Origin of the sequence: Embleya sp. NPDC059237 (assembly GCF_042754105.1) — a bacterium.
In the GTDB taxonomy this organism is placed as follows: domain Bacteria; phylum Actinomycetota; class Actinomycetes; order Streptomycetales; family Streptomycetaceae; genus Embleya.
This window is the reverse complement of record NZ_JBHZAE010000010.1, coordinates 87,960-107,128: the sequence shown is the minus strand read 5'-3', so window position 1 is coordinate 107,128 and position 19,169 is coordinate 87,960. Positions and strand designations below refer to the sequence as shown.

Here is a 19,169-nt window from a genome sequence, read left to right as displayed (position 1 = left end):
ATCGTTGTGTGTGGTGTGCGTGGAGGTGAGTCTCGTCCGTGGGTGGTTTCGGGCGAACTGTGGTTGCTGATCCAGGTGTTGCTACCCGATCCGGCGCCGAAGGCGGTGCCGGGTCGGCCTCGGCCTCGTGTGCCTGATCGGCGGGCGTTGTGCGGGATTCTGTTCGTGCTGCACACCGGGATCCTGGGAGGTTCTGCCGCAGGAGTTGGGTTTCGGGTCGGGGATGACGTGTTGGCGTCGTCTCGCGGCCTGGAACGAGGGAACGAGGCCGGGGTGTGGGATCGGCTGCATGCGATCCTGCTCGCGAGGCTGCATGCGGCGAAACGGCTCGACTGGTCGCGGGTGGTGATCGACTCCAGTTACGTCCGGGCCGTCCGAAGGGGCCCGCAAGCGGTCCGAATCCGGTCGATCGCGCACGACCGGGCAGTAGGCACCATGTTCTGGTCGAGGGGTGGGGCATCCCACTCGCGGTGTCCTTGACCGGCGGAAATCGCAACGACGTCATGCAGGTTCCGCCCCTGCTCACCACGGTGCCCCACGTCGGTGGGCGCGTCGGCCTCGCCATCGGTCCGGCCCGACTCCCTGTACGGCGATCGGGGTTACGGCCACGACGAATACCGCCGCCTTGTGTGAGCGTGGGGTACCGAACCCATGATCGCCCGGCGGGGGCAACTCCGCGGATCCACCCTCGGAAGCGTGCGCGTGCGTTGGGTCGTTGAGTGCACCATTTCGTGGCTGCACGGCTTTCGTCGCCTTCGCATCCGTTGGGAAAGATGCGACGACATCCGCGAAGCTCTTCTCGCCATCGCCGTCTTCCTCATCGCCCACCGCCACGTGAAACGCCTTTGTCAGGGTCTCCAAGGACGCCGTAGGAATCACGGCCCCGGTCAACTCCCGTACCGGGGTGGCGCAGCGGGGCGACGAGGGCTTTCGCGCCGGCTACTTGCCGCCGTCGCGAATCAGGAGCATTCCCAGGTCCCGGGAGCGGGCGCCGCGTACCCACTCGGGGAGGTTGTCGGCGAGCAGCCACTCGACATCGTGGGCGTCGTCCTCGTCCGGGAAGAGGTCGTTGTCGGTGTGGATCCTGTCGGTGTCGAAGGCCGCGAGTTCGAGGTGGATCCGCTCCGACTCGGTTTTCGACGCGAACATGGGGAACGGCCATGGATCCGGGTCCGGGGCCATGCAGGATCCCGACGGGAACGTCCAAGGATGCGCCCACACATCGGCGAGGGTGGTCAAGTCCCAGCCACGGAAGACGCCTTCGAGGCGATCCCAGCCACGTCCCGGGAGTACCACCGATCCCAGCGGTGCGCCGAAGGTTGGGCCGAGGAGTTCCAGAAGCCATCCATAACCGCCCGCACGCCCCGGATCGAGACGGCCGTCGACGATCTCGCGCAGCGCCGTTTCGACTTCGTCGGAGTCGGTGGCACGAAGCAGCCGGTTCCCGGTGTTCAGATCCTCGAACGTTTCCAGGGTCTTCTGCACCGCGACCTCGTCGTTCGAGCCAACCAAGCCGAAGATCACGGCGGCTTCGATTGCGAAAGCGGACACATACTGTTCGGCCACGCCGCCATTGTGCCAGCGCCGACCGTCACGGCGTCCGTTGCGTCGCCCGTCACGTCGTCTGTCGGGGCATGGCGCACTCGTGGGGCGACGCCGTGGGTGTGCGATGCGAACGTGCCGCGTTCGTCCGTAGGCTTCGGCGGTGTTCAGGTGCCTGCCTCGCCGTCTTGGGCGTGGCCACCTGGCCGGGGCGCCGGTGATCGCGGGCAGCGCGTCCGCGTCGTCGCGGGACGGCACCACGACGCGGACGATGTCGCGTCCGCGGCGGTCACCTCGGCGATCTGCCGGAGTGTGGCGTCGACGTCGGCGGTCGAGGTGGTGGTCATCGTCTGCACGCTGATCGGCGCGCCGTCGCCGACCGGGACGCGGCCGAGGTCGATGGCGGTCATGCGGGCGCCTCCTGTGCGAATGGGTGCGCCCCTCGCGGTCGCGTGGCACCGCTGTGCGCGACGCGTCGGCCGAGGTGGGATTCGCCGCAGCCTCGCCCGACGGCCGGTACGGCGGCCAATCGAGGCGTGGTCCCTGGTGGCCGGCCGAGTGCTGAAGGTAGGTGCATGTCCCTCCCGGGTTCGAAGTGCGGTACGCCGGGGGCGAGTCGCGGCGCCGTGTGGTGCGGCTTGCCACGTTGTGCCGCGTCGTGCCGTGCTACGCCGTGCCGTGCCGGTCGGCGCCGTGTCGTGGCGATGCCGGGACGCGGGGTCGGCCGGAGTACCGACGGCCGGTCGGGCCTGGTGCGGCTCGATCCGATCCGGGCCTGGTCCCACCCAGTCCGGCCCGGCTCGCCCCGCCCCACTTCGCGCCGGCAATGGCGTATTTGTCGACGTTTTCCGACCATCACACGATCCATAAGGCGTGAACCCAGCCCCGGTGACGCATCGATGATCACGCCCGCACGCCGGGTGGGATACCGACCACGGCGCGATGGAATGCGCCCCGGCGGACACCCTGAGCGCCGGCGGCGCCGATCCCGCGCCTCGCCGACACAGCCGAATCACCTCGACGGTGCCACTTCCCAGAAGCCTTCCCACAGCGAACTCCAACGGCCGACCAGCGGACGCGAATACGCACATGACGAACCTCGAAGACATCCCCGCCACCCGGTATCCGAGTCGCCGAGGCCGCCGCCACCCGGGCCCGGATGCTGGCGGCTACGCACGAACCGTTCACCCCGCGCGACTACGCCGCCACCATGATGGCTGCCGTCGCGGCCGAGGCAGGGTCCCCGTACAGACGCTCTACTTCACCTTCGCGACCAAGCACACGATCCCGACCGCATTGCTCGACGTGCCGGTGGCCGGCGCCACCGAGCCTGGGTGGCCGAGCCGCCGTCACCGGGGCCGCCCCCAAGGTGCCGCCGCCGCAGGAGGCTTGGCCCTGGGCGGACCGATCCGCGAGGTGGTCCGATCGGCGGCTGCGGTGGATCGGGGGCGGGCCGGGTTGCGGCGGGCCAACGTGGCCCAGCGGCACGCCATACAACTGCGCCTGGCCGAGCCGCCGGCCGACGGTCTGCGTGGGATCTTCAAACCCGGCTCGCCCTTGAGTTCCGGCTAGCAGCGCCGTATACACGGCCACCCTCGGTGACAGTGGGACAGTCCCCGGTTGATCCAGTGGACACGGATCGGAATGAGGAAGGAGCCTTGCCGTAATCAAGCCATTTCTATCACGAAACGATAACGGCCGCAGAAACATGCAGGTCAACAAGGGAAGTCTCCGCGCAGGCGGAGGTGAACCGCCGTCCCGATCCAGGACCCGACTGCGCCCCAGGAAGTCTCCGCGCAGGCGGAGGTGAACCGCCGCCGCGCGGCCCGGTCGCGGGCCGAGCAGTGAAGTCTCCGCGCAGGCGGAGGTGAACCGGTGTACGAGCCCAATCCGAGGGTCGCTGCGACGAAGTCTCCGCGCAGGCGGAGGTGAACCGTACGTGTCGAAGATTGCGCTGGCCAAGGCGACGAAGTCTCCGCGCAGGCGGAGGTGAACCGGAGTAGGGCGGGAGAATGAGGACGGAGTATTCGAAGTCTCCGCGCAGGCGGAGGTGAACCGACCGACGACAACGCGGGCGATTTCCTCTGGATGAAGTCTCCGCGCAGGCGGAGGTGAACCGTTGTCGGTCCGCTCCATCCGCCCGGATCCGTCGAAGTCTCCGCGCAGGCAGAGGTGAACCGTCCCAGACTCGGCCGGAGCGTGATGGACGGCCGAAGTCTCCGCGCAGGCGGAGGTGAACCGGGTGGGGCCGTCCAACAGGGCGTTCTCGTTGTGAAGTCTCCGCGCAGGCGGAGGTGAACCGTACGTGGCCGACCTCGCCGCCCGCTGGCCTTCGAAGTCTCCGCGCAGGCGGAGGTGAACCGTACGTGGCCGACCTCGCCGCCCGCTGGCCTTCGAAGTCTCCGCGCAGGCGGAGGTGAACCGGCCCGGACGGGGAACCCTCGTGGCCGTGGCGTGAACCTTCCGTGCAGGCGGAGGTGAACCGTTCTACTTCGTCGGTCGGCGCGACCGGGACGCGAAGTCTCTGCGTGGGCGGAGGTGAAACGCTGACGGCACCAAACGGGTGCATCGGCGCGGCCGAAGTCTTCATGTGAGTGGGGGTGAACCGGATGTTGGCAAGGTTTGGAGAGGATTCCGGCTGAGTCTTCGCGTAGACGGCGATGGGCCGATTGCCGGGATTGGGGTGTTACTGACGTCCCGCGGTTTTCGCGTAGTTGGGGGCCGTTGGCTGGGTGGTGTTGGGGGTTGGCCGGCAGGGTTGGGGTTATGGGTGATGGGGATTTTGGTGGGTTGGCTGATGTTGAGCTTGCTGCCTATGTGGATGCGGAGCGGCTTGGTTGTGGGCCCTCGGTTCGGGAATTGGGTGTGGTTGAGGTTCGGCGGCGGCAGGGGGTGCGGGTTGCCGGGCGGGTGGGTGGGCCTGAGCTTGCTGAGGTTCGGGATGTTGAGGTTGGCCGCCGGAGTGTGAGTGGGGTGGCGCTGGGTGGGTTGACTGGCGTTGATGTGGTGGCGGGTGATGCATCGTTGGTTGCTTCCACAGGGGTTGGGGCTTCGGGCGATGTGGCTGGGGGTGGGTTGGGTTCGGCTGAGGGTTTTGCGGGCTGCGCCGAGGGGGTGGCTTCTGTTCGGGGTCGGCTTTATCGGCCGACTCTTGATGCGGTTCCGCTGGTGGTTTATTTGCATGGCGGGATGTGGAGCATCGGTGGTCTGGAGTCGCATGATCGGCTGTGTCGGCGGCTTGCTGTTGCCGCGCGGGTTGCTGTGTTGGCTGTTGACTATCGGTTGGCGCCCGAACATCCCTGGCCTGCCGGGATCGATGATGCTGTTGCGGCGTTTCGGTGGGCTGCGGAGCATGCGGGTGAGTTGTGCGGTGCGGTTGGGATGCCGGCGATTGCGGGGGACAGTTCCGGTGGGCACTTGGCTGCGCTTGTGTGTTTGCGGATGCGTGCTGCGGGTGGGCCGATGCCGGCTTCGCAGTTTCTTGCGTTTCCCAATACCGATTTGACGTTGTCTCGGCCGAGTACGCGGGAGAAGGCGACCGGCTGGGGGCTGACGACGGATGCCGTGGCGTGGGGAGTTGAGAACCTTGTGCCCGATCCTGTTCGGCGTGCCGATCCGGGGGTCAGTCCACTTTTTGCCGACGATCTGGCCGGGTTGCCGCCGGCGGTGGTTGTTACCGCCGAGCATGATCCGCTGCGGGATGAGGGGGATGAGTACGCGGATCGCCTGCGTGGTGCTGGGGTTCGGGTTCGGCATCGGCGTGAACTCGGGATGGTTCATGGGTTTTTGACCATGGAGCTTGTTTCGCCGGCGGCGGATGCGGCCGGTGGTCGGTTTTTTGCGGACGTGGCGGATTTTATGTTGGGCTGAGGAGGGCGGGAGAGCGAGTGGGAGGGAGGGCGTGAGCGTGGTGGGGGCTACGGCGGCGATTGGTTGGTCTTGGTGGTTTGGGGTTGTGGTTGCTCCGCACCATCGATCGGGCTGATGTGGGAGGTTGCGCCGGTTCGGGCTTTGGGTGACGCGGGCGTCCGGGTTTTGACTGGGGCTCCGGTGGGGGTATGGCTGGTTTGTTCGGGCTTGCGGAGTGTCGTTCGTCCCGAATGGGGGTTGCTCCGTGGGGGTCTGGCATGCTGGGTGATGTCCGAGTACCCGTTATGGGGAAGCCAACGGAGGTCCCAGATGAGCCCTGCCCGCCGGTCGGCGGCGCCGCCGTCGAAAGCCAGAGTCGTGGTCGTCATCAACCGCAAGGGTGGTGTCGGCAAGAGCACGATCGCGGTGAATCTGGCCGCTGTTCAGGGTCAGAACTTCACCCCCACCGGGCCGATCGATCCGGATGCCGACGCGCCCGTGGTTGCGTGCGGGATCGACCCCCAGGGGTCGATGGAGGACTGGGCGGACCGGGTTCCCGAGGAACTGCTGCCGTTCGATTACATGTCCACCAAGGGCAAGCCCGGCATGCTGGCCGAGTTGAAGGCCGACCCGAGCGTTGCCCGGATCGTGGTCGACAGCCCCGGCTTCATGGATACCGACCCCGAGGCCGAACTCGCCACCGACCCGCTGGGCCACGGCGCGGCGGCGGACGCGCTGCGCGACATGCTCGAAGTGGCGGACCTGGCCGTGGTACCGATTACGCCGGAGTTCATGAGCTGGTCGCCCAGCGAGTACACGATCGAGCGGGTGCTCAAGCCGCGCGGGATCCCGTACATCGCGGTGGTCAACCTGTGGGACCCGCGCGACGGCGAGACCGACCGGGCGCGGGTCGAGGCGTGGATAGACGAACGCGGGTATCCGCGGGCGCGGGAACCGATTCGCAAGTACAAGATCCACGCCCATGCGGCGGAGGGCGGGCTCGTGGTCACCCAATACAAGGAGAGCGGTACCGCGTTGCGTGCCCGAGAGGACTTCTACAAGCTCGCCCTCGCGATCGAGCAGGCGCTCTGATGGGCCGGCAGCGTACTCCCCGGACGGCTGCCGAGCCGCGTCGGCTGCGTACCGCCGCCGACATGGCCAAGGAACTGCCCACGCCGTTCCGGCCGTTGTCGGACAGCCCGGTGCTGATCGACGACGAGCAGCGGCAACTGGCCGCGTGCGAGGCGGCGATCGAGACGTTGCGGGTTGCGTTCTGGGCGGCGGGCAAGGCGCTCCAGATCGTTCGCGACGCGCGGTTGTACCGCACGCGTTACGAGAGCTTCGAGGAGTACTGCCTCGATCGCTGGGACATGCAGCGTAGGTATGCGGACCGGCTGATCCAGGCGTGGCCGATCGCCGAGGCGTTGAGTCCAATTGGACTCAAGGCGGTGAACGAGGCCCAGGTGCGCGAATTGGTCCCGCTGGCGGGGCGGTACGGGAACGAGGCCGCGGTGACGGTGTATCGCACCGTCGCGGAGGCCGAGTTCGTGCCGCTCACCGCGTCGGTGCTGCGGGGTGCGGTCGCCGCCATCGGGGATGCCTTTTCGCCTGCCGCCGCGGTGGAGCAGGTGCGGCGCTATCTCGATTCGCTCGGCATCGAACCCGCGGAGCCCGAGGGCGAGCGGGTGGTCGACTACACGGCCAAGGCCGCGGACACCATCCCGCGCCGCTGGCTGAGCACGCTCGCCCGGCAGGATCGCGCGGCGGCGGTGGCGTACCTCGACGAATTGGAGCGGCAGGTTGCGCAGGCTCGACGGGAGCTTGCGGAGGCGGATGGGGACGTCGGCGACGGGTCGCGGGGCGGGCGGGGCGCGGATGAGGATGCCTTGAGCGCGTAGGGCGGGTGGTTGGCGGTGGGTCGTTGACGGCTGACGGCTGACGTTTGGCTGCCGCGTGGTTGCCGGGCAGTGGCAGTGGGCTGCCCGGTAATGGTTGTTGGGTGGTGGCTGCCGGCGGCGGTGCTTTGGTGAGTCCAATTGGACTCGGTTGGGTTCGCTTGGACTCGCCGGGATTCGGTTGGCCGTCGTTGGGCTTGCTTTGCTTTGGCTGGACTCGTCTGGACTCGTCTGGACTCGTTTGGACTCGCTGGGATTCGGTCGGCTGCGGTTGGGCCGCTGTGGGCGGCCCGGACGATACGTGCTTCCTGCGTGGCCGGAGTTCCTGTGTCCGGAGCGTTGCGGCGGTCGGGATGTCTGTGGCGTCTGATCGGATCGCCCCGGGAACGGGCTTGGTTCGGTAGCCGAATCGCACGTTGCGTCGACCTTCGATCGGATCATCCGCCGGTGATTCGGGCCCTTTCCTGCGGTCGTATCACCCACGGACACGAGCACTTCCCGAATCGGACCCGTGCCTCGCGCGGGACGAAGGAGTTGTCGTACAGATGCTGGACCTCGCGCGCTGGGACTGGTCCCGGGACTGGCCCTACCTGGCCGGAGCCCTCGTCGTGCTCGCGTCGGCCGTCCTGATCGAACGGGCACGCCGCCGGGCCGTCGCCGAGCGGGCCAGGGTCGCCGCGTTGCCCGAAGAGGCCCGGAAGGCGCTGGAGAGCGACCGGGCCGCGACCCGGGATCGGCGCGGCCGGCGGGTCGAGGACCTGCTGACGGCGGGCGTCGCGGCCGCTGCGGCGGGCCTGTCGGCGGCGCAGCTGGGCAAGTTCGGTCGGGACGTCATGGGCCTGACCGGGCCGTGGGCGTATCTGCCCTTCGTCGCGTTGGACTTCGCCGCGGTGGTCTGCGCGTTGCGGGCTCGGCGGCGGGCCTCGCGGGGCGCGGCGGCGGGGCTGTCCGGGGCGTTGGTGTGGGTACTGGCGCTGTTGTCGGCGTCGATGTCGGCCAGTGAGGGGGCCGGCCTCGGGGAGATGTTCGCGTTGGGCATCTGGGCGCCGATCGCGGCGGTGTTGTGGGAGTTGGGCCTGGCCGAGGAGCGCCACGCCCGGACCGCGCGGGCCGACCGTCGGGTGGGCTGGATCCGCTGGTTGCACCCGATCGAGCGGGTCCTGGTCCTGGCGGAACTGGCGAGCGACGAACACCTCGGCGCGGCCGACGCGACCGAGCGGGTCCGGGAGCGGCGTGCCGCGCGAGCGCTGTACCGGCTGCGCCAGGCCACGGAGGCCAGGGACGCGCGTGCCGGGACGGGTGGGGCGTCGGCGCGGTCGGTACGCGGGATCGACCGCCGGTATCGCCGCGCCGAGGCCTTTGCCCAACGCACCGCGTCCCGGGTGCGGTTGGCCGACGCGGAGGTGGAGGCCGCAGTGCTTCCCCAGCTCCGAGTCCTGGTCGACGTCGGCCGCTTGGCCACGATGACGTGGCCTGCGCCGGGGGCCGCCGACCCGAGAGTGGGTGAAGCCGCGCCGACGCCGAGGATGCCACGGCCGCGTGTGGGTGACACGGACGCGGGCGCGGGCGCGGGCGCCGCGGCGCCGAACGGTGACGGCCGACACGACGATCTCGGCCACGGATCGGCGGTGGTGTCCGCAGGCGGGCCCTTTCGTCACGAGGTAGGCGACGATCGGGGGCGCTTCGGGGCGGTGACGGGCCCGGGCCGGCTGCGTCCGGAGGGCGGGATGTACGCCGCGTCCGACACCGAACACCCGGACGCCGGCGCATCGACGGGCGTGCCTGTGTCCGGTGTCGCGCGTGGCTCGGACGCGCTTGGCGTGACGTCGCGAGGCATCGCGCATGCACCTCGCGAAGTGCCTGCGGGCGGGTCGGCCGCCTCGGACATCCACGGGCGGTCGGCGGGTCGGCCGGGGGAGATGGATGGCCGGATGCCTCTGTCCGGTGTCGCGGTGTCCGGTGGTGTGTCCGATGAGGTGTCCGCCGGTCGGGTGGCCGCTGCGGACATGCGCCGGCGGCCGATGGACGTCGCCGATGTCGTGGCGCCGGGTGCCGAGGGCGGGGGCATCGGCCATGACGCGCCCGCCGGCCGAGCGACCTCGTCGGACATCCGCCGGCAGTCGGCCGACCCCGACGACTCGGCGGTGCGCGATGCCCCGAGGGCCGAGCGGCCGGTGGGGGATGTCGCCGTGGCGGGTGGTGCGGTGCCGGGTGACGTCGTGTCCGGTGGCCCCGTGTCCGGTGCGGCCGATACGCGTCGCGATGTGGTGACCGGATGGCCGACGGAGGCGGACGGCCGCCACGGAGTGTCCGGAACGCCGTATGGCGCGTCGGACACTCGCCGACGGCCGGCCGATGGCGTGGCCGGCTCGGTGTGGCCGGAGGAGACGGGTGGTCAGGTGTCGGTGTCCGGTGTGGTCGATGCCGGTGTCGTTGCCGTGGCGCCCGGGGGTGTCGGGGGGCGGCGCCACGTGGCGGCGGATTGGCCGGAGGGTACGGAAGTTCGCCGAGGCCGCTCGGGCGCCGGCGGGCGGCGGGACGTGACGGTCGCGTGGCCGGACTCGGCGGACGGTGGCCGGGACGAGGGTGCCGTGTCGTCGGACCCGGGGCCGGTCGGCGCCACCAAGGGCGCCGGGGCGCGGGGGGCTTCGCGCGCGCCTGCCGAGGGCGACTTGCATCACCATACGTCGGCCGCCATCGCGGCCGACGTCACGGATTTGCGTCACCGGGCCGCGGCCAAGTCACCGGGTGAGGCGCATGTTCCCCACGACGGCGACGCGGGCGCGGATCGGGGACGGCGCGCCGACGGCCCGGCCCCGCGTTCCGACGCGCGCCATGGGTCGACTCGCGCCGACGTGGCCCGGAACGCCGAGGCCGACACCGCGCGCCGCCGGGCCGTGACGCGGCCGACGGTGTCGGACGTACTCCCGGCCGACGCGCCGTCGCCCAACACGATCCCCGAGCAACGAGCAATCGAGGGCGCGGGGGCCAAGCGCGGGAGCGCCGGCGCCGACGCCGACGCCGCGACCTCGGACACGGCATCCCCCGCCGTCGAGGCGACGCCCGGATACGACTTCCCGCGCCAAGGCCACGCCGTCGACGGCACCCCGCTCACCAGCGCCGCACGTCGCGACCCCCGGATCCTCGGACTGGTCGCCCTCCTCGCCGCCGAAGCCGACGTCACCGGCGCCGAGGTCGGCCGCCGCCTCGGCGTCAGCAGCCGAACCGGCCAACGCCTCCTCGGCCTGGCCCAGGACGAACTCGACGCCCGCCGCAACCACGCCGACGACCCCGAACTCAGCGACGCCGGCATCTGACACGCATCCAACGTCGAGGTGATGACGGTCCGTTGTCGGCCGTTCGCCGAGGCCCTACCTCGAGGCGCGGAGCGGTGCGCGTTTGTCGCGGTGATCGGCGCCTGATGCCCAGCGGAGCGGCGTGGCATGCCAGGGTCGCGCGTTGTGGGGCGAGGTTCGGGTGGCGGTGAAGGGGGGTGGCTTGCCAGGCACGGTGATGCCCGAGTCGTCGGGATGGGGGCTCACCAGGGTGGCGCGCTGTGGGGCGAGCCCTGAGCCGGGTGGCCTGCTGGGGTTGGACGTTGAGGGCCTGCGTCTCGGCGGAGCGGGGCGACTTGCCACCGGTGCGCGTTGTGGGGTGGGTCCGGGTCGTTGCGGAGCAGGGCGGCCTGCCAGGGTCGCGCGTTGTCGTGGGATGGGCCCGAGGCGCGTGGGGAGCGGGCGGCTGCCGGAGCCGGGCGCTGTGGTCGCGGGGGCCTGAAGGGTAGGTAGGGCGGCTCGGAGTGCCCGGAGTCGTGTTCGCGGCGTTGCTCCTTGTTGGGCGCTTCGCGCCGGCTCGCGAGGGACCGCTTTTCTGTTCCCCCGCTTCGCTCCTCCGCAGAAAAGCAGCCCCTCGCTCGGGGTCGGGTGTCCCTCCGCTTCGCTCCGGGCCACCCGACCCAAACTTCGCGGCTCCGCCGCTCTCCGCGCTGCGCGCGTCGATCCCGGGGTCAGCCCGAGTCGTGGGCGCTGACGCGCCTGGAGAGGGCAGCCTGGAAGGTTCTATTGCGTGGCGGTCGGCTCCCGGTCGGTGTGCGCGGGCCGGGCCGGTGCGGTAGTCACCGTGGGTGGCCCGACGCGTGGGTGTTGACCTGGTCGGGGCGGCCGGGCAGTTCGTACGGGCCGGGTCTGCGGGTGATGAGCCGGGTGGCGCGCACGAACTACGCACCAGGTCGGATGTATCGACCGTGGTCTCGATGCCAGACTCGGGTGTCGGTTCGGTGCCGAGGTCGGGGGACGAGCGCATGGACGAGGCCGGATGAGGAATACGGCGCGAAGGGTCGTCGTGGGGCTCACGGCGGCGGCCGGAATGCTGGTCGGCGCGTGCGGCCTCGGAGACGGTGACGACAAGGACGAAAAGGCGGCGCACCGCTGTGAACCGACGAGTTCCGTCACGGCCGACCTGTTGGCGGTGTTCCCGCAGTTGGGCTCCGTGACCTCCGCCAAGTGGTGCGTCCGGGCCATGGGTACGCCCGATACGGCGCGTGTGACGGTGCCCGGGCCGCACGACTGGGGCTACTACGGCGTCGTTCATCTCGCGGATACCGTCGCCGCAAAAGGGTGGGGGCAGTGGCAGGCGAGCGCCGGGCCGCCGATGGAGGAGATGCCGAGCGCCTTGCGTTCGCTCGTACCCGAACATGGCCGGTGGTCGTACAACGGGGCGGGTGCCTACTTGGATCGTTCCTCCGCGACGATCGTGCTCAGCGGGGCATCCGGATGACGCGCGCGGAGGGATGACGCGTGCGGAGGGATGACGCGCGCGGAGGACCGTGGCGTGGGGGACTTTCGCGTTGGGCGGTTACGGGCCTGCTTGCCGCCCCGTGCCCGCACGAGGCCGCGTCCCGCCAGGTAGCGAAGGTGGGAGCCCCGGCGAGTGAGCAGCGGTGGAGTTCGGTCCCGAGGGGCGGGCCTCGGCGCGGTCGGGTGTCCATCGCTTCGGTAGGGAGGGCACTCGGCCGACGGGGCCGCGCCGTTCGCGAAGTCCTGCGGTTCGTACAGGTAGGTGTGGCCGCGGGCCGCCGTTTGGCTACCGGGCTTCGATGACGGGGCGGACGTTCGCATCCACCGTTGCTGCTTTTCGTGCGGCGGCGCATGCCGTCACACCGCCGGTCGGTTGTCGGTGACGGGTGGGGAAGTGGGTCTGGTTTCCCCAACTTGGCTGTGGCACGATCCGTCACCTCTGGTCGTGGGTGCGTTGTCGTGCCCTCTCGATCCGTCTTCCGAATCCTCGTCCGATGGAGTGAACGCATGTCGATAGCCCATGTGTCCGGCCGGTTCGACGGTAAGACCGCGGTGGTTACCGGAGCCGGGTCGGGGGTCGGGCGGGCCACCACGTTGCGGTTGGCGGCGGAGGGGGCCAACGTGTTCGCGCTGGACATCGCGGCGGCGTCGTTGGCCGAGACCGCCGAGGCGGCGGTCGGGCTTGCGGGCAAGGTGGCCACTCGGGTCACCGACGTGGCGGTACGGGACGAGTGTTTCGCCGCGGTGGCGGCGGCCGTGGCGGAGTTCGGTGGGATCGACGTGCTGGGCAACGTGGCCGGCATCGCGCGGGCCGAGCACGTGCTGGAGGTCACCGAGGCGGACTACCGGCGGATGATGGGCGTCAACATCGACGGCTACTTCTTCATGTGCCAGGCGGCCATCCCGCACCTGCTCGAACGGTCCGGCAACGTGGTCAACATCGCGTCCAACGCCGGTGTGATGGGCCTGGCGTACGGCGTCGTCTACACCATGAGCAAGGGCGCCGTGGTCCAGCTGACCCGGTCGCTGGCCTGGGAGTTCGCCAAGCAGCCGCTGCGGGTGAACGCGATCGCGCCGGGCGGTATCGACACCAACCTGGTGGCCAACTACCAGATGCCCGCGGACGTGGACTGGGACCTGGTCGGCCGCGCCATGACGCCGCGCCCGATGGCGCAGCCGGAGGACATCGCGGCGATGTTCTCGTACGTCGCCTCCGAGGAGGCCCGGAACGTACACGGCGCGATCCTGCACAACGACAGCGGCCTGACCGCCGGCTGAGCCGGCGAGACGACGCGGGGGTGACAAGGGGGACACGGGTCGACGCAGGACGACACGGGACGACGCAGGACGGTTCGACTCGGCATCGGGCGACTCAAGACGACACGACGTGATACGACACGACTTGATGCGACTCGACACCGGACGGCATCACCCCGATCCCGGAGCGCGTCCCGGGGGCGGGTGGAGGGTGGTCCGTCCCGGCGTCGGCAACGTGTCCCCCGGAGCCATCGCCGCAACCAGGGGTTCGTCGACCACGATCCGGAACGTCACCCGGCCGGAGGCTCCGGATCCAGCACGCCGACCATTGCGATGTCCGGCTCGCCCCGGAGCAGCGCGGTGGGCATCCGCTCCGAGGTGTCCTCGGGCAGGGCCGTCTCGACCCCGGGACGGTCGTCGTGTCGCGCGGCGGTGCGGATGAAGTCGGGCTCCTCGACGGCGGCGGCGAAGTATTGCCGCGCTTGCAGCGACCCCCGCGGTGCTCGCGGCCCCCACCACCGCTGAACGTCGCGAACCGGCCGCCGTGTTCGACGGACTCTCCGTCGAGCACACTGGAACTCCCGGTCCCTGTACGCAGGTTGGCGCGTACGCCGAAGTGGTCGCGCACATGTCGGTCGGCTTCCGGTGCTCGTTGGCCCGGCTCGGCCCGGAGGTGGTCAAAGCACGCGGCAGCCTTCACCGCATGACCGACCGCCGCGCTCGCGCCGACGTGGCCGCGCTGTCCACCGACGAGCCCGTCGCGGCGTTGCGGGACAACGTCGAGCACCCGAGGAAGCCGCCGGGCCGCCCCACGCCGGCCCTGGGTCACGACATGGTGCACGGCGGCGCCATCGCCCTGAGCCTCGACCGGCGAGTCCCGAGGGAGTGGCCGCGCTCGCTGCCGGCTGCGATCGGCCCCCGAGGTCTCCGGTTCTCACGGCGGACCCGGCCGGTGTGCCCGGCGCCGGCCGGGAACTCCCCCTTGTCGCCTTCGGCCGCGGGCTTTGGCCGGGCCGACGTCACAACGAGCACCGGGACCGCTTCACCACCACCCGAGACCCGCCGCCTACACACCGTTCGCGCCCGCCACCCCCGCGCACCCCTGGTCTCCGCACGGCGGCGTGGGTCGGAGTTGCGACGGGCGGGGGAGGGGCGAAGAGTTGTTCTTGTCGATCCATGTGCACTGTTCGATACACGTGCACTGTCACGCGTGCACCGTTCGATACATGTGCACCGTCACATGCGCACCGTCGAGGCTCAGGTCTCCGGTGCTTGCAGGCAGCCGCATCGGCGATCGAGCCGACAGCGGCCGAGCCGACAACGGCACAGCAGCAACGTCCCCACTCGACTGGATTCGTCATGTCCAAAACTGCCCGGCGACAGATATCCCGCATCGTAGGCACGTCCTGTCTGGCTGCCGCACTGGCGTTGCCGACCGCCGCCGCGGCCGCCGCACCCCAGGTCGCCTCGCCCGGCCAGGCCACGAGCCGCGTGCCGGCCGACACCCCCGAACCCCCGAACACCCCGCAGGCGCCGGCGTACACACCGCCCCCGCCCAACACCCCGAACACACCCAACGCGCCGAAGACCCCGAATACGCCGAACTCGCCCAACGGGCCGAACCAGCAGAACACGCCGGGGACGGGGACGCCGAGCGCCCCGGGCGCCCCCTCGTCGGGGCCGCCGAGCACACCCGGTCCGGGCGGATCGTCGCATCCGCCCAATGAGCTGCAACAGGTCGCGCCGCCGGATCCGACGAAGGACCCGGACGGCGCGAAGCGGGAGGTGGAGGCCGAGATCGACAAACTGAACGTCCCGCCGGATGTGAAGCAGAAGCTGAAGGAGGGGCTGAACACGGCGGTGAACGCGATCAAGAATCCGTCCACGTCCCCCGATGACCGGAAGAAGTACGCCGAGGCCGTCTCGGCGATCAATCAAACGCTGAAGCACATCCAGGACCCGACGACATCGGCGCCGGACCGGGCGCTGTACACGAAGGTCGTGCAGGGCGTGAACGAGGCGCTGCGGCGGAGCCAGGACCCGAAGTTGGCCGTGGGGGAGCGAGCCGATTATCTGAGGACCGCGCAGGGTGTGGCCCAGATCATGGTAAGCCTCCAAAGTCCGACCTTCCCGGCGGCCGACCGAGGGTTCACCATCCAGGTCGTGACGCTGATCAGTGACGCGTTGCTCGCCTCCAAAAACCCGACGACGGCGCCGAAGAAGGCGGTGGACCAGCAGCAGATCCAAAAGGTCATCCACACGACCGCGACGGCGGCCACGCAGGCGACCGCGACGCTGCAGGACCCGAACGCGTCGCCGCAGGCCAAGGACGCGGCCCGGCAGACCCTGGCCACGCAGGCCAACGTGCTCCAGAACCCCAAGTATCTGGAGTTCATCAACGAGGTGAAACGCTACAACCCGAGTGCGGAATGCCTCACGACGATCGAAACGCGCACTCGTCAGGCCGGTTGGCCGGACGGATCCCTCTGGGGTCTTGCCGACGACACGTGCCGCGACACGCTGACCGCGGCCGTCGCCGACAGCAGCAGCAAGTGGAACGCGCTGTTCACCTGCGTGCAGCAGAACGCGTTCTCGACCTGTCCGACCTACATTCCCAAGGACTGACCGACTCCCGAGAATCGACCGAAGCGGCTTTCCACGGCCCTGCCGGCTCCAGGCCGGCGGGGCCGTGCCGGCGTTGCGGTGCCGGCTCGGTGCCGGGCGTCGTGGAGCCCGACGGGGGTTCGAAGGCACGCGCTAGGCTCGACGAAATGACCCGAGACTTCCTGCCGGCCGAGCAGTGGTACGAGCAACTGCCCTCCCTCTACGCTGCCGCCTCCGCGCTGATCACCGACGCCGACGACCGGGTCCTGGTGGTCAAACCCAACTATCGGGACTACTGGAACCTGCCCGGCGGCTTCGTCGACCGCAACGAATCACCCCACGACGCCTGCGCGCGCGAACTGCGCGAGGAACTCGGGCTCGATGTCGCCGTCGGCGAGCTGCTGGTGATCGACTGGGTACCCGAACTCGAGCCCCGGCCCCGCCCGTTGACCGGTTGGATGTTCGACGGCGGTACGTTCACCCCCGACCGGATCGCGGCCATCCGGATCCAGGAGGACGAACTCGACGACCACGCGTTCGTCACGGTCGAGCGGGCCGCGGAGCTGCTGCCGAGTACGGTCGCCCCGCGCGTGCCCGCCGCGTTGCGCGCCCGCGCCCAGGGCCGGACGGTATACCTGCCCAGGGACTGAGCGGACCGCCTTCGATCCCCGCCCCAGCACCCTCGCCCCAATGCCCCCCACCCCGAAGCCTGTACACCAACTCCCGCCCCCATGAGGCGATTTCGCCGTTAAGGCCGCATCACCGCCCGCCGACCCGGTACGTTTCGGGCGATGCACCGACGAATCGCGGTCCGTGATTCGCGGCCGTCCGGCACCACGGCTCGGCACCGTTGCCGGGCGTGGCGCCGGATTCGGGTGGGGGCCCGAGTGCTGCACTGCGGGGTGGGGATCGGTGTGCCCCGATGGAGCCGGCCGGGTGCGCTCCATCGTCAGGGAGGGGATCCCGATGTCACACGATCTCGCAGAACTCGCCGACCGGTTACGGCACCCGCGCCGCCCGGCCCGGCTCCACCGTCCGACCCGGCCCCACCGTCCGCCGACGCGCCCCGCGCTGCCCGGCCGGCTGATCGCCCTCGTCGCCGCCGCGGCCCTCGTGCTTGCCGGCCTGATCGCCCAGGCCGTACCCGCCGCCGCGGCCCACCCGGGCGTGGCCGTCTACGTGGCCAACTCCGGCTCGAACACGGTCTCGGTCATCGACGCCGCGAACAACACCACCACGGCCACCGTCCCGGTGGGCCGGGGCCCGTACGGCCTCACCGCGAACCACGCCGGCACCCGGGTGTACGTCGCGAACTTCGACTCCGGCGGCATCTCGGTGATCGACACCGCCACCGACGCCGTCGTCGCCACGATCGCCACCGGCGGCGCGCCGTTCGCGATGGCGATCGACCCGACCGACACCCGGCTGTACGTGGCCCAGGGCAACTCCGTCCTCGCCGTCGACACGGCGACCGACACCGTCGCCGCCACGATCGCGGTGGGCACCAGCCCGATCGCGGTACTGGTCGCGCCGGACGGGGCACACGTGTACGCGGTCAACAACGCCGGACGCAGCGTCTCGGTGATCACCGCCGCGACCGGCGTCGTCGGCACGACCATCACGCTGCCCGGTACGCCCGACGGGGCCGCGCTCAGCCCCGACGGGCGTCGGCTGTACGCGGTCGACAACCAGTCCGGACTGTGGACGCTCGACCTGACCGCCGGCGGCCTGCTCGTCGCGACCGTGCCGATCACCGAGGCCAGCAACGTCGCGGTGGACCCGACCGGAAGCCGGGCGTACGTCTCCGCCTTCCCGGCCGAGGTCAAGGTGGTCGACCTGGCCACGAACACGGTGGTCGACAGCGTGGCGGTAGGCGCGTACCCGGCCAACCTGACCCTGCACGTCGCGGGCCGATACGTGTACACCACCAACACCCAGTCCGGCGACGTGTCCGTGATCGACGGCACGACCGACACCGTGGTGGCCACCGTCCCGGTCGGCTCCACCCCCTACGGCATCGTCGTCGTCGGCGTCCCGCAACCGCGCACCGTCACGTCGGTGCGCCCCAACTCCGGCCCCACGGCCGGTGGTACCTCCGTGACCGTCACCGGCACCCACCTGACCGGCACCACCGCCGTCGTGTTCGGTACGACCCCGGCCGCCGCGTTCACCGTCGTCGACGACACCACCCTCACCGCAACCGCGCCCCCCGGCGCACCCGGCACCGTCGACATCACCGTGTCCGGCCCCGGCGGGACCAGCCCGACCTCGGCCGCCGACCGCTACACCTACCTGCCCGCCCCCACCGTCACCGCGGTGAGCCCGAACTCCGGCCCCGACACCGGCGGCACGGTGGTCACCGTCACCGGCACCGACCTCGCGGGCGCGACCGGCATCACCTTCGGCCCGGGCCGCCCCGCCACCGCCGTGACCTGCACCGCCACCACCTGCACCGCGACCGCGCCGCCCGGTTCGGCCGGCCAGGTCGACGTCCGGGTGAGCACCGCCGGCGGCACCAGCGCGACCGTGCCGGTCGACCGCTACACCTACATCGCGAGCGCGGCCGACGTGTCGGTGGTCCTTGAGGCCAACGGCGTCGGCGGCCTGTTCGGCGCACACATCGACTACACCGTCACCGTCACCAACCGCGGCCCGAACGCACTCGCCTCGGCGACCGTCGTCGCGCCGCTGCCGTCCCCGATGACCGCGACCTCACCGGACTGCGCGGTGGCCAACCGCACGGTCACCTGCACGGTCGGCCCGCTGGCCAAGGGCGCGGCAACCATCCGCCACTTCACCGCCCCGGTCGACCTGCTCAACCTGGGCCTCGGCTACGAGGTCACCGCGACCCGCACGGCGAGCACACCCAACGACCCCAACCCGGGCAACAACTCCTCGTCGGCATCGTGCACGGTGGTCACATCGCTACTCATCCTGTGCTCGTAACCTGAGCCCAGGCGCCCAGGCGCCCAGGCGCCCAGGCGCCCAGGCGCCCAAGCGCCCAAGCGCAAGCGCCCAAGCGCCCAAGCGCGCAAGCGCGCGGACTCGCCTACTCGCGTACCCGCCTACGCACGTACGCACATACGCACATACGCGTGCGCCCCCACCCCCGGGGGGGGGGGGGGGGGCCGGGGGGCGCGCCCCCCCCCCCCCCCCCCCCCCCCCGCCGCGGCGCGCCCCCCCCCCCCCCGCGGCGCCCCCCCCCCCGGCCCCCCCCCCCCCCGGG

11 protein-coding genes, 2 pseudogenes and 1 CRISPR repeat array are annotated in these 19,169 nt (G+C 70.8%); of the genes and pseudogenes, 11 read left to right on the top strand and 2 right to left on the bottom strand.

Annotated elements, in window-relative coordinates:
• Nucleotides 1-15 precede the first annotated feature (15 nt).
• Nucleotides 16-843 (top strand): annotated as a pseudogene (locus ACFXKZ_RS28945) (IS5 family transposase); the annotation flags it as partial.
• A 96-nt stretch (nt 844-939) separates the two neighbouring features.
• Here the strand turns inward: ACFXKZ_RS28945 and ACFXKZ_RS28940 are convergent.
• Complete coding sequence (locus ACFXKZ_RS28940) at nt 940-1,566, bottom strand: hypothetical protein (protein ID WP_380004417.1); 627 nt, start codon at nt 1,564-1,566, stop codon at nt 940-942.
• 195 nt (nt 1,567-1,761) lie between these two features.
• A pseudogene (locus tag ACFXKZ_RS28935) lies at nt 1,762-1,952 on the bottom strand (flavodoxin-dependent (E)-4-hydroxy-3-methylbut-2-enyl-diphosphate synthase); the annotation flags it as partial.
• Nucleotides 1,953-2,631: 679 nt separating this feature from the next.
• On the opposite strand from ACFXKZ_RS28935, the gene ACFXKZ_RS28930 reads away from it, so the two are divergent.
• The 10 genes from ACFXKZ_RS28930 to ACFXKZ_RS28885 all read left to right on the top strand — a co-directional run bounded on the left by ACFXKZ_RS28930 (nt 2,632) and on the right by ACFXKZ_RS28885 (nt 18,889).
• Nucleotides 2,632-3,114, top strand: coding sequence for a hypothetical protein (locus tag ACFXKZ_RS28930; protein ID WP_380003997.1), 483 nt, complete (start codon nt 2,632-2,634; stop codon nt 3,112-3,114).
• A gap of 152 nt (nt 3,115-3,266) precedes the next feature.
• A CRISPR array of direct repeats spans nt 3,267-4,150; the repeat unit is 29 nt; unit sequence GAAGTCTCCGCGCAGGCGGAGGTGAACCG.
• A gap of 158 nt (nt 4,151-4,308) precedes the next feature.
• Nucleotides 4,309-5,412, top strand: coding sequence for an alpha/beta hydrolase (locus ACFXKZ_RS28925; protein WP_380003995.1), 1,104 nt, complete (start codon nt 4,309-4,311; stop codon nt 5,410-5,412).
• 309 nt (nt 5,413-5,721) lie between these two features.
• Complete coding sequence (locus ACFXKZ_RS28920) at nt 5,722-6,483, top strand: ParA family protein (RefSeq protein WP_380003994.1); 762 nt, start codon at nt 5,722-5,724, stop codon at nt 6,481-6,483.
• Nucleotides 6,483-7,289 (top strand): hypothetical protein, encoded by an 807-nt coding sequence (locus tag ACFXKZ_RS28915; protein WP_380003992.1) that lies wholly within the window; start codon nt 6,483-6,485, stop codon nt 7,287-7,289. The genes ACFXKZ_RS28920 and ACFXKZ_RS28915 overlap by 1 nt, the downstream gene beginning before the upstream one ends.
• Before the next feature lie 542 nt (nt 7,290-7,831).
• Entirely contained in the window at nt 7,832-10,603 is a 2,772-nt protein-coding gene (locus ACFXKZ_RS28910; RefSeq protein ID WP_380003991.1) for a hypothetical protein, read from the top strand.
• A gap of 1,024 nt (nt 10,604-11,627) precedes the next feature.
• Nucleotides 11,628-12,062, top strand: a complete 435-nt coding sequence (locus ACFXKZ_RS28905) for a hypothetical protein (RefSeq protein ID WP_380003990.1) — start codon at nt 11,628-11,630, stop codon at nt 12,060-12,062.
• 527 nt (nt 12,063-12,589) lie between these two features.
• Nucleotides 12,590-13,360: an SDR family NAD(P)-dependent oxidoreductase gene (locus ACFXKZ_RS28900; RefSeq protein ID WP_380003988.1), complete on the top strand. Its 771-nt coding sequence runs from the start codon at nt 12,590-12,592 to the stop codon at nt 13,358-13,360.
• Between the two features lie 1,764 nt (nt 13,361-15,124).
• Complete coding sequence (locus ACFXKZ_RS28895) at nt 15,125-15,964, top strand: hypothetical protein (protein WP_380003986.1); 840 nt, start codon at nt 15,125-15,127, stop codon at nt 15,962-15,964.
• A gap of 146 nt (nt 15,965-16,110) precedes the next feature.
• Nucleotides 16,111-16,593 (top strand): NUDIX domain-containing protein, encoded by a 483-nt coding sequence (locus ACFXKZ_RS28890; protein WP_380003985.1) that lies wholly within the window; start codon nt 16,111-16,113, stop codon nt 16,591-16,593.
• Nucleotides 16,594-16,909: 316 nt separating this feature from the next.
• The gene (locus ACFXKZ_RS28885; protein ID WP_380003984.1) at nt 16,910-18,889 is read left to right on the top strand and encodes an IPT/TIG domain-containing protein; all 1,980 of its coding nucleotides are present in this window, start codon (nt 16,910-16,912) and stop codon (nt 18,887-18,889) included.
• Nucleotides 18,890-19,169 lie beyond the last annotated feature (280 nt).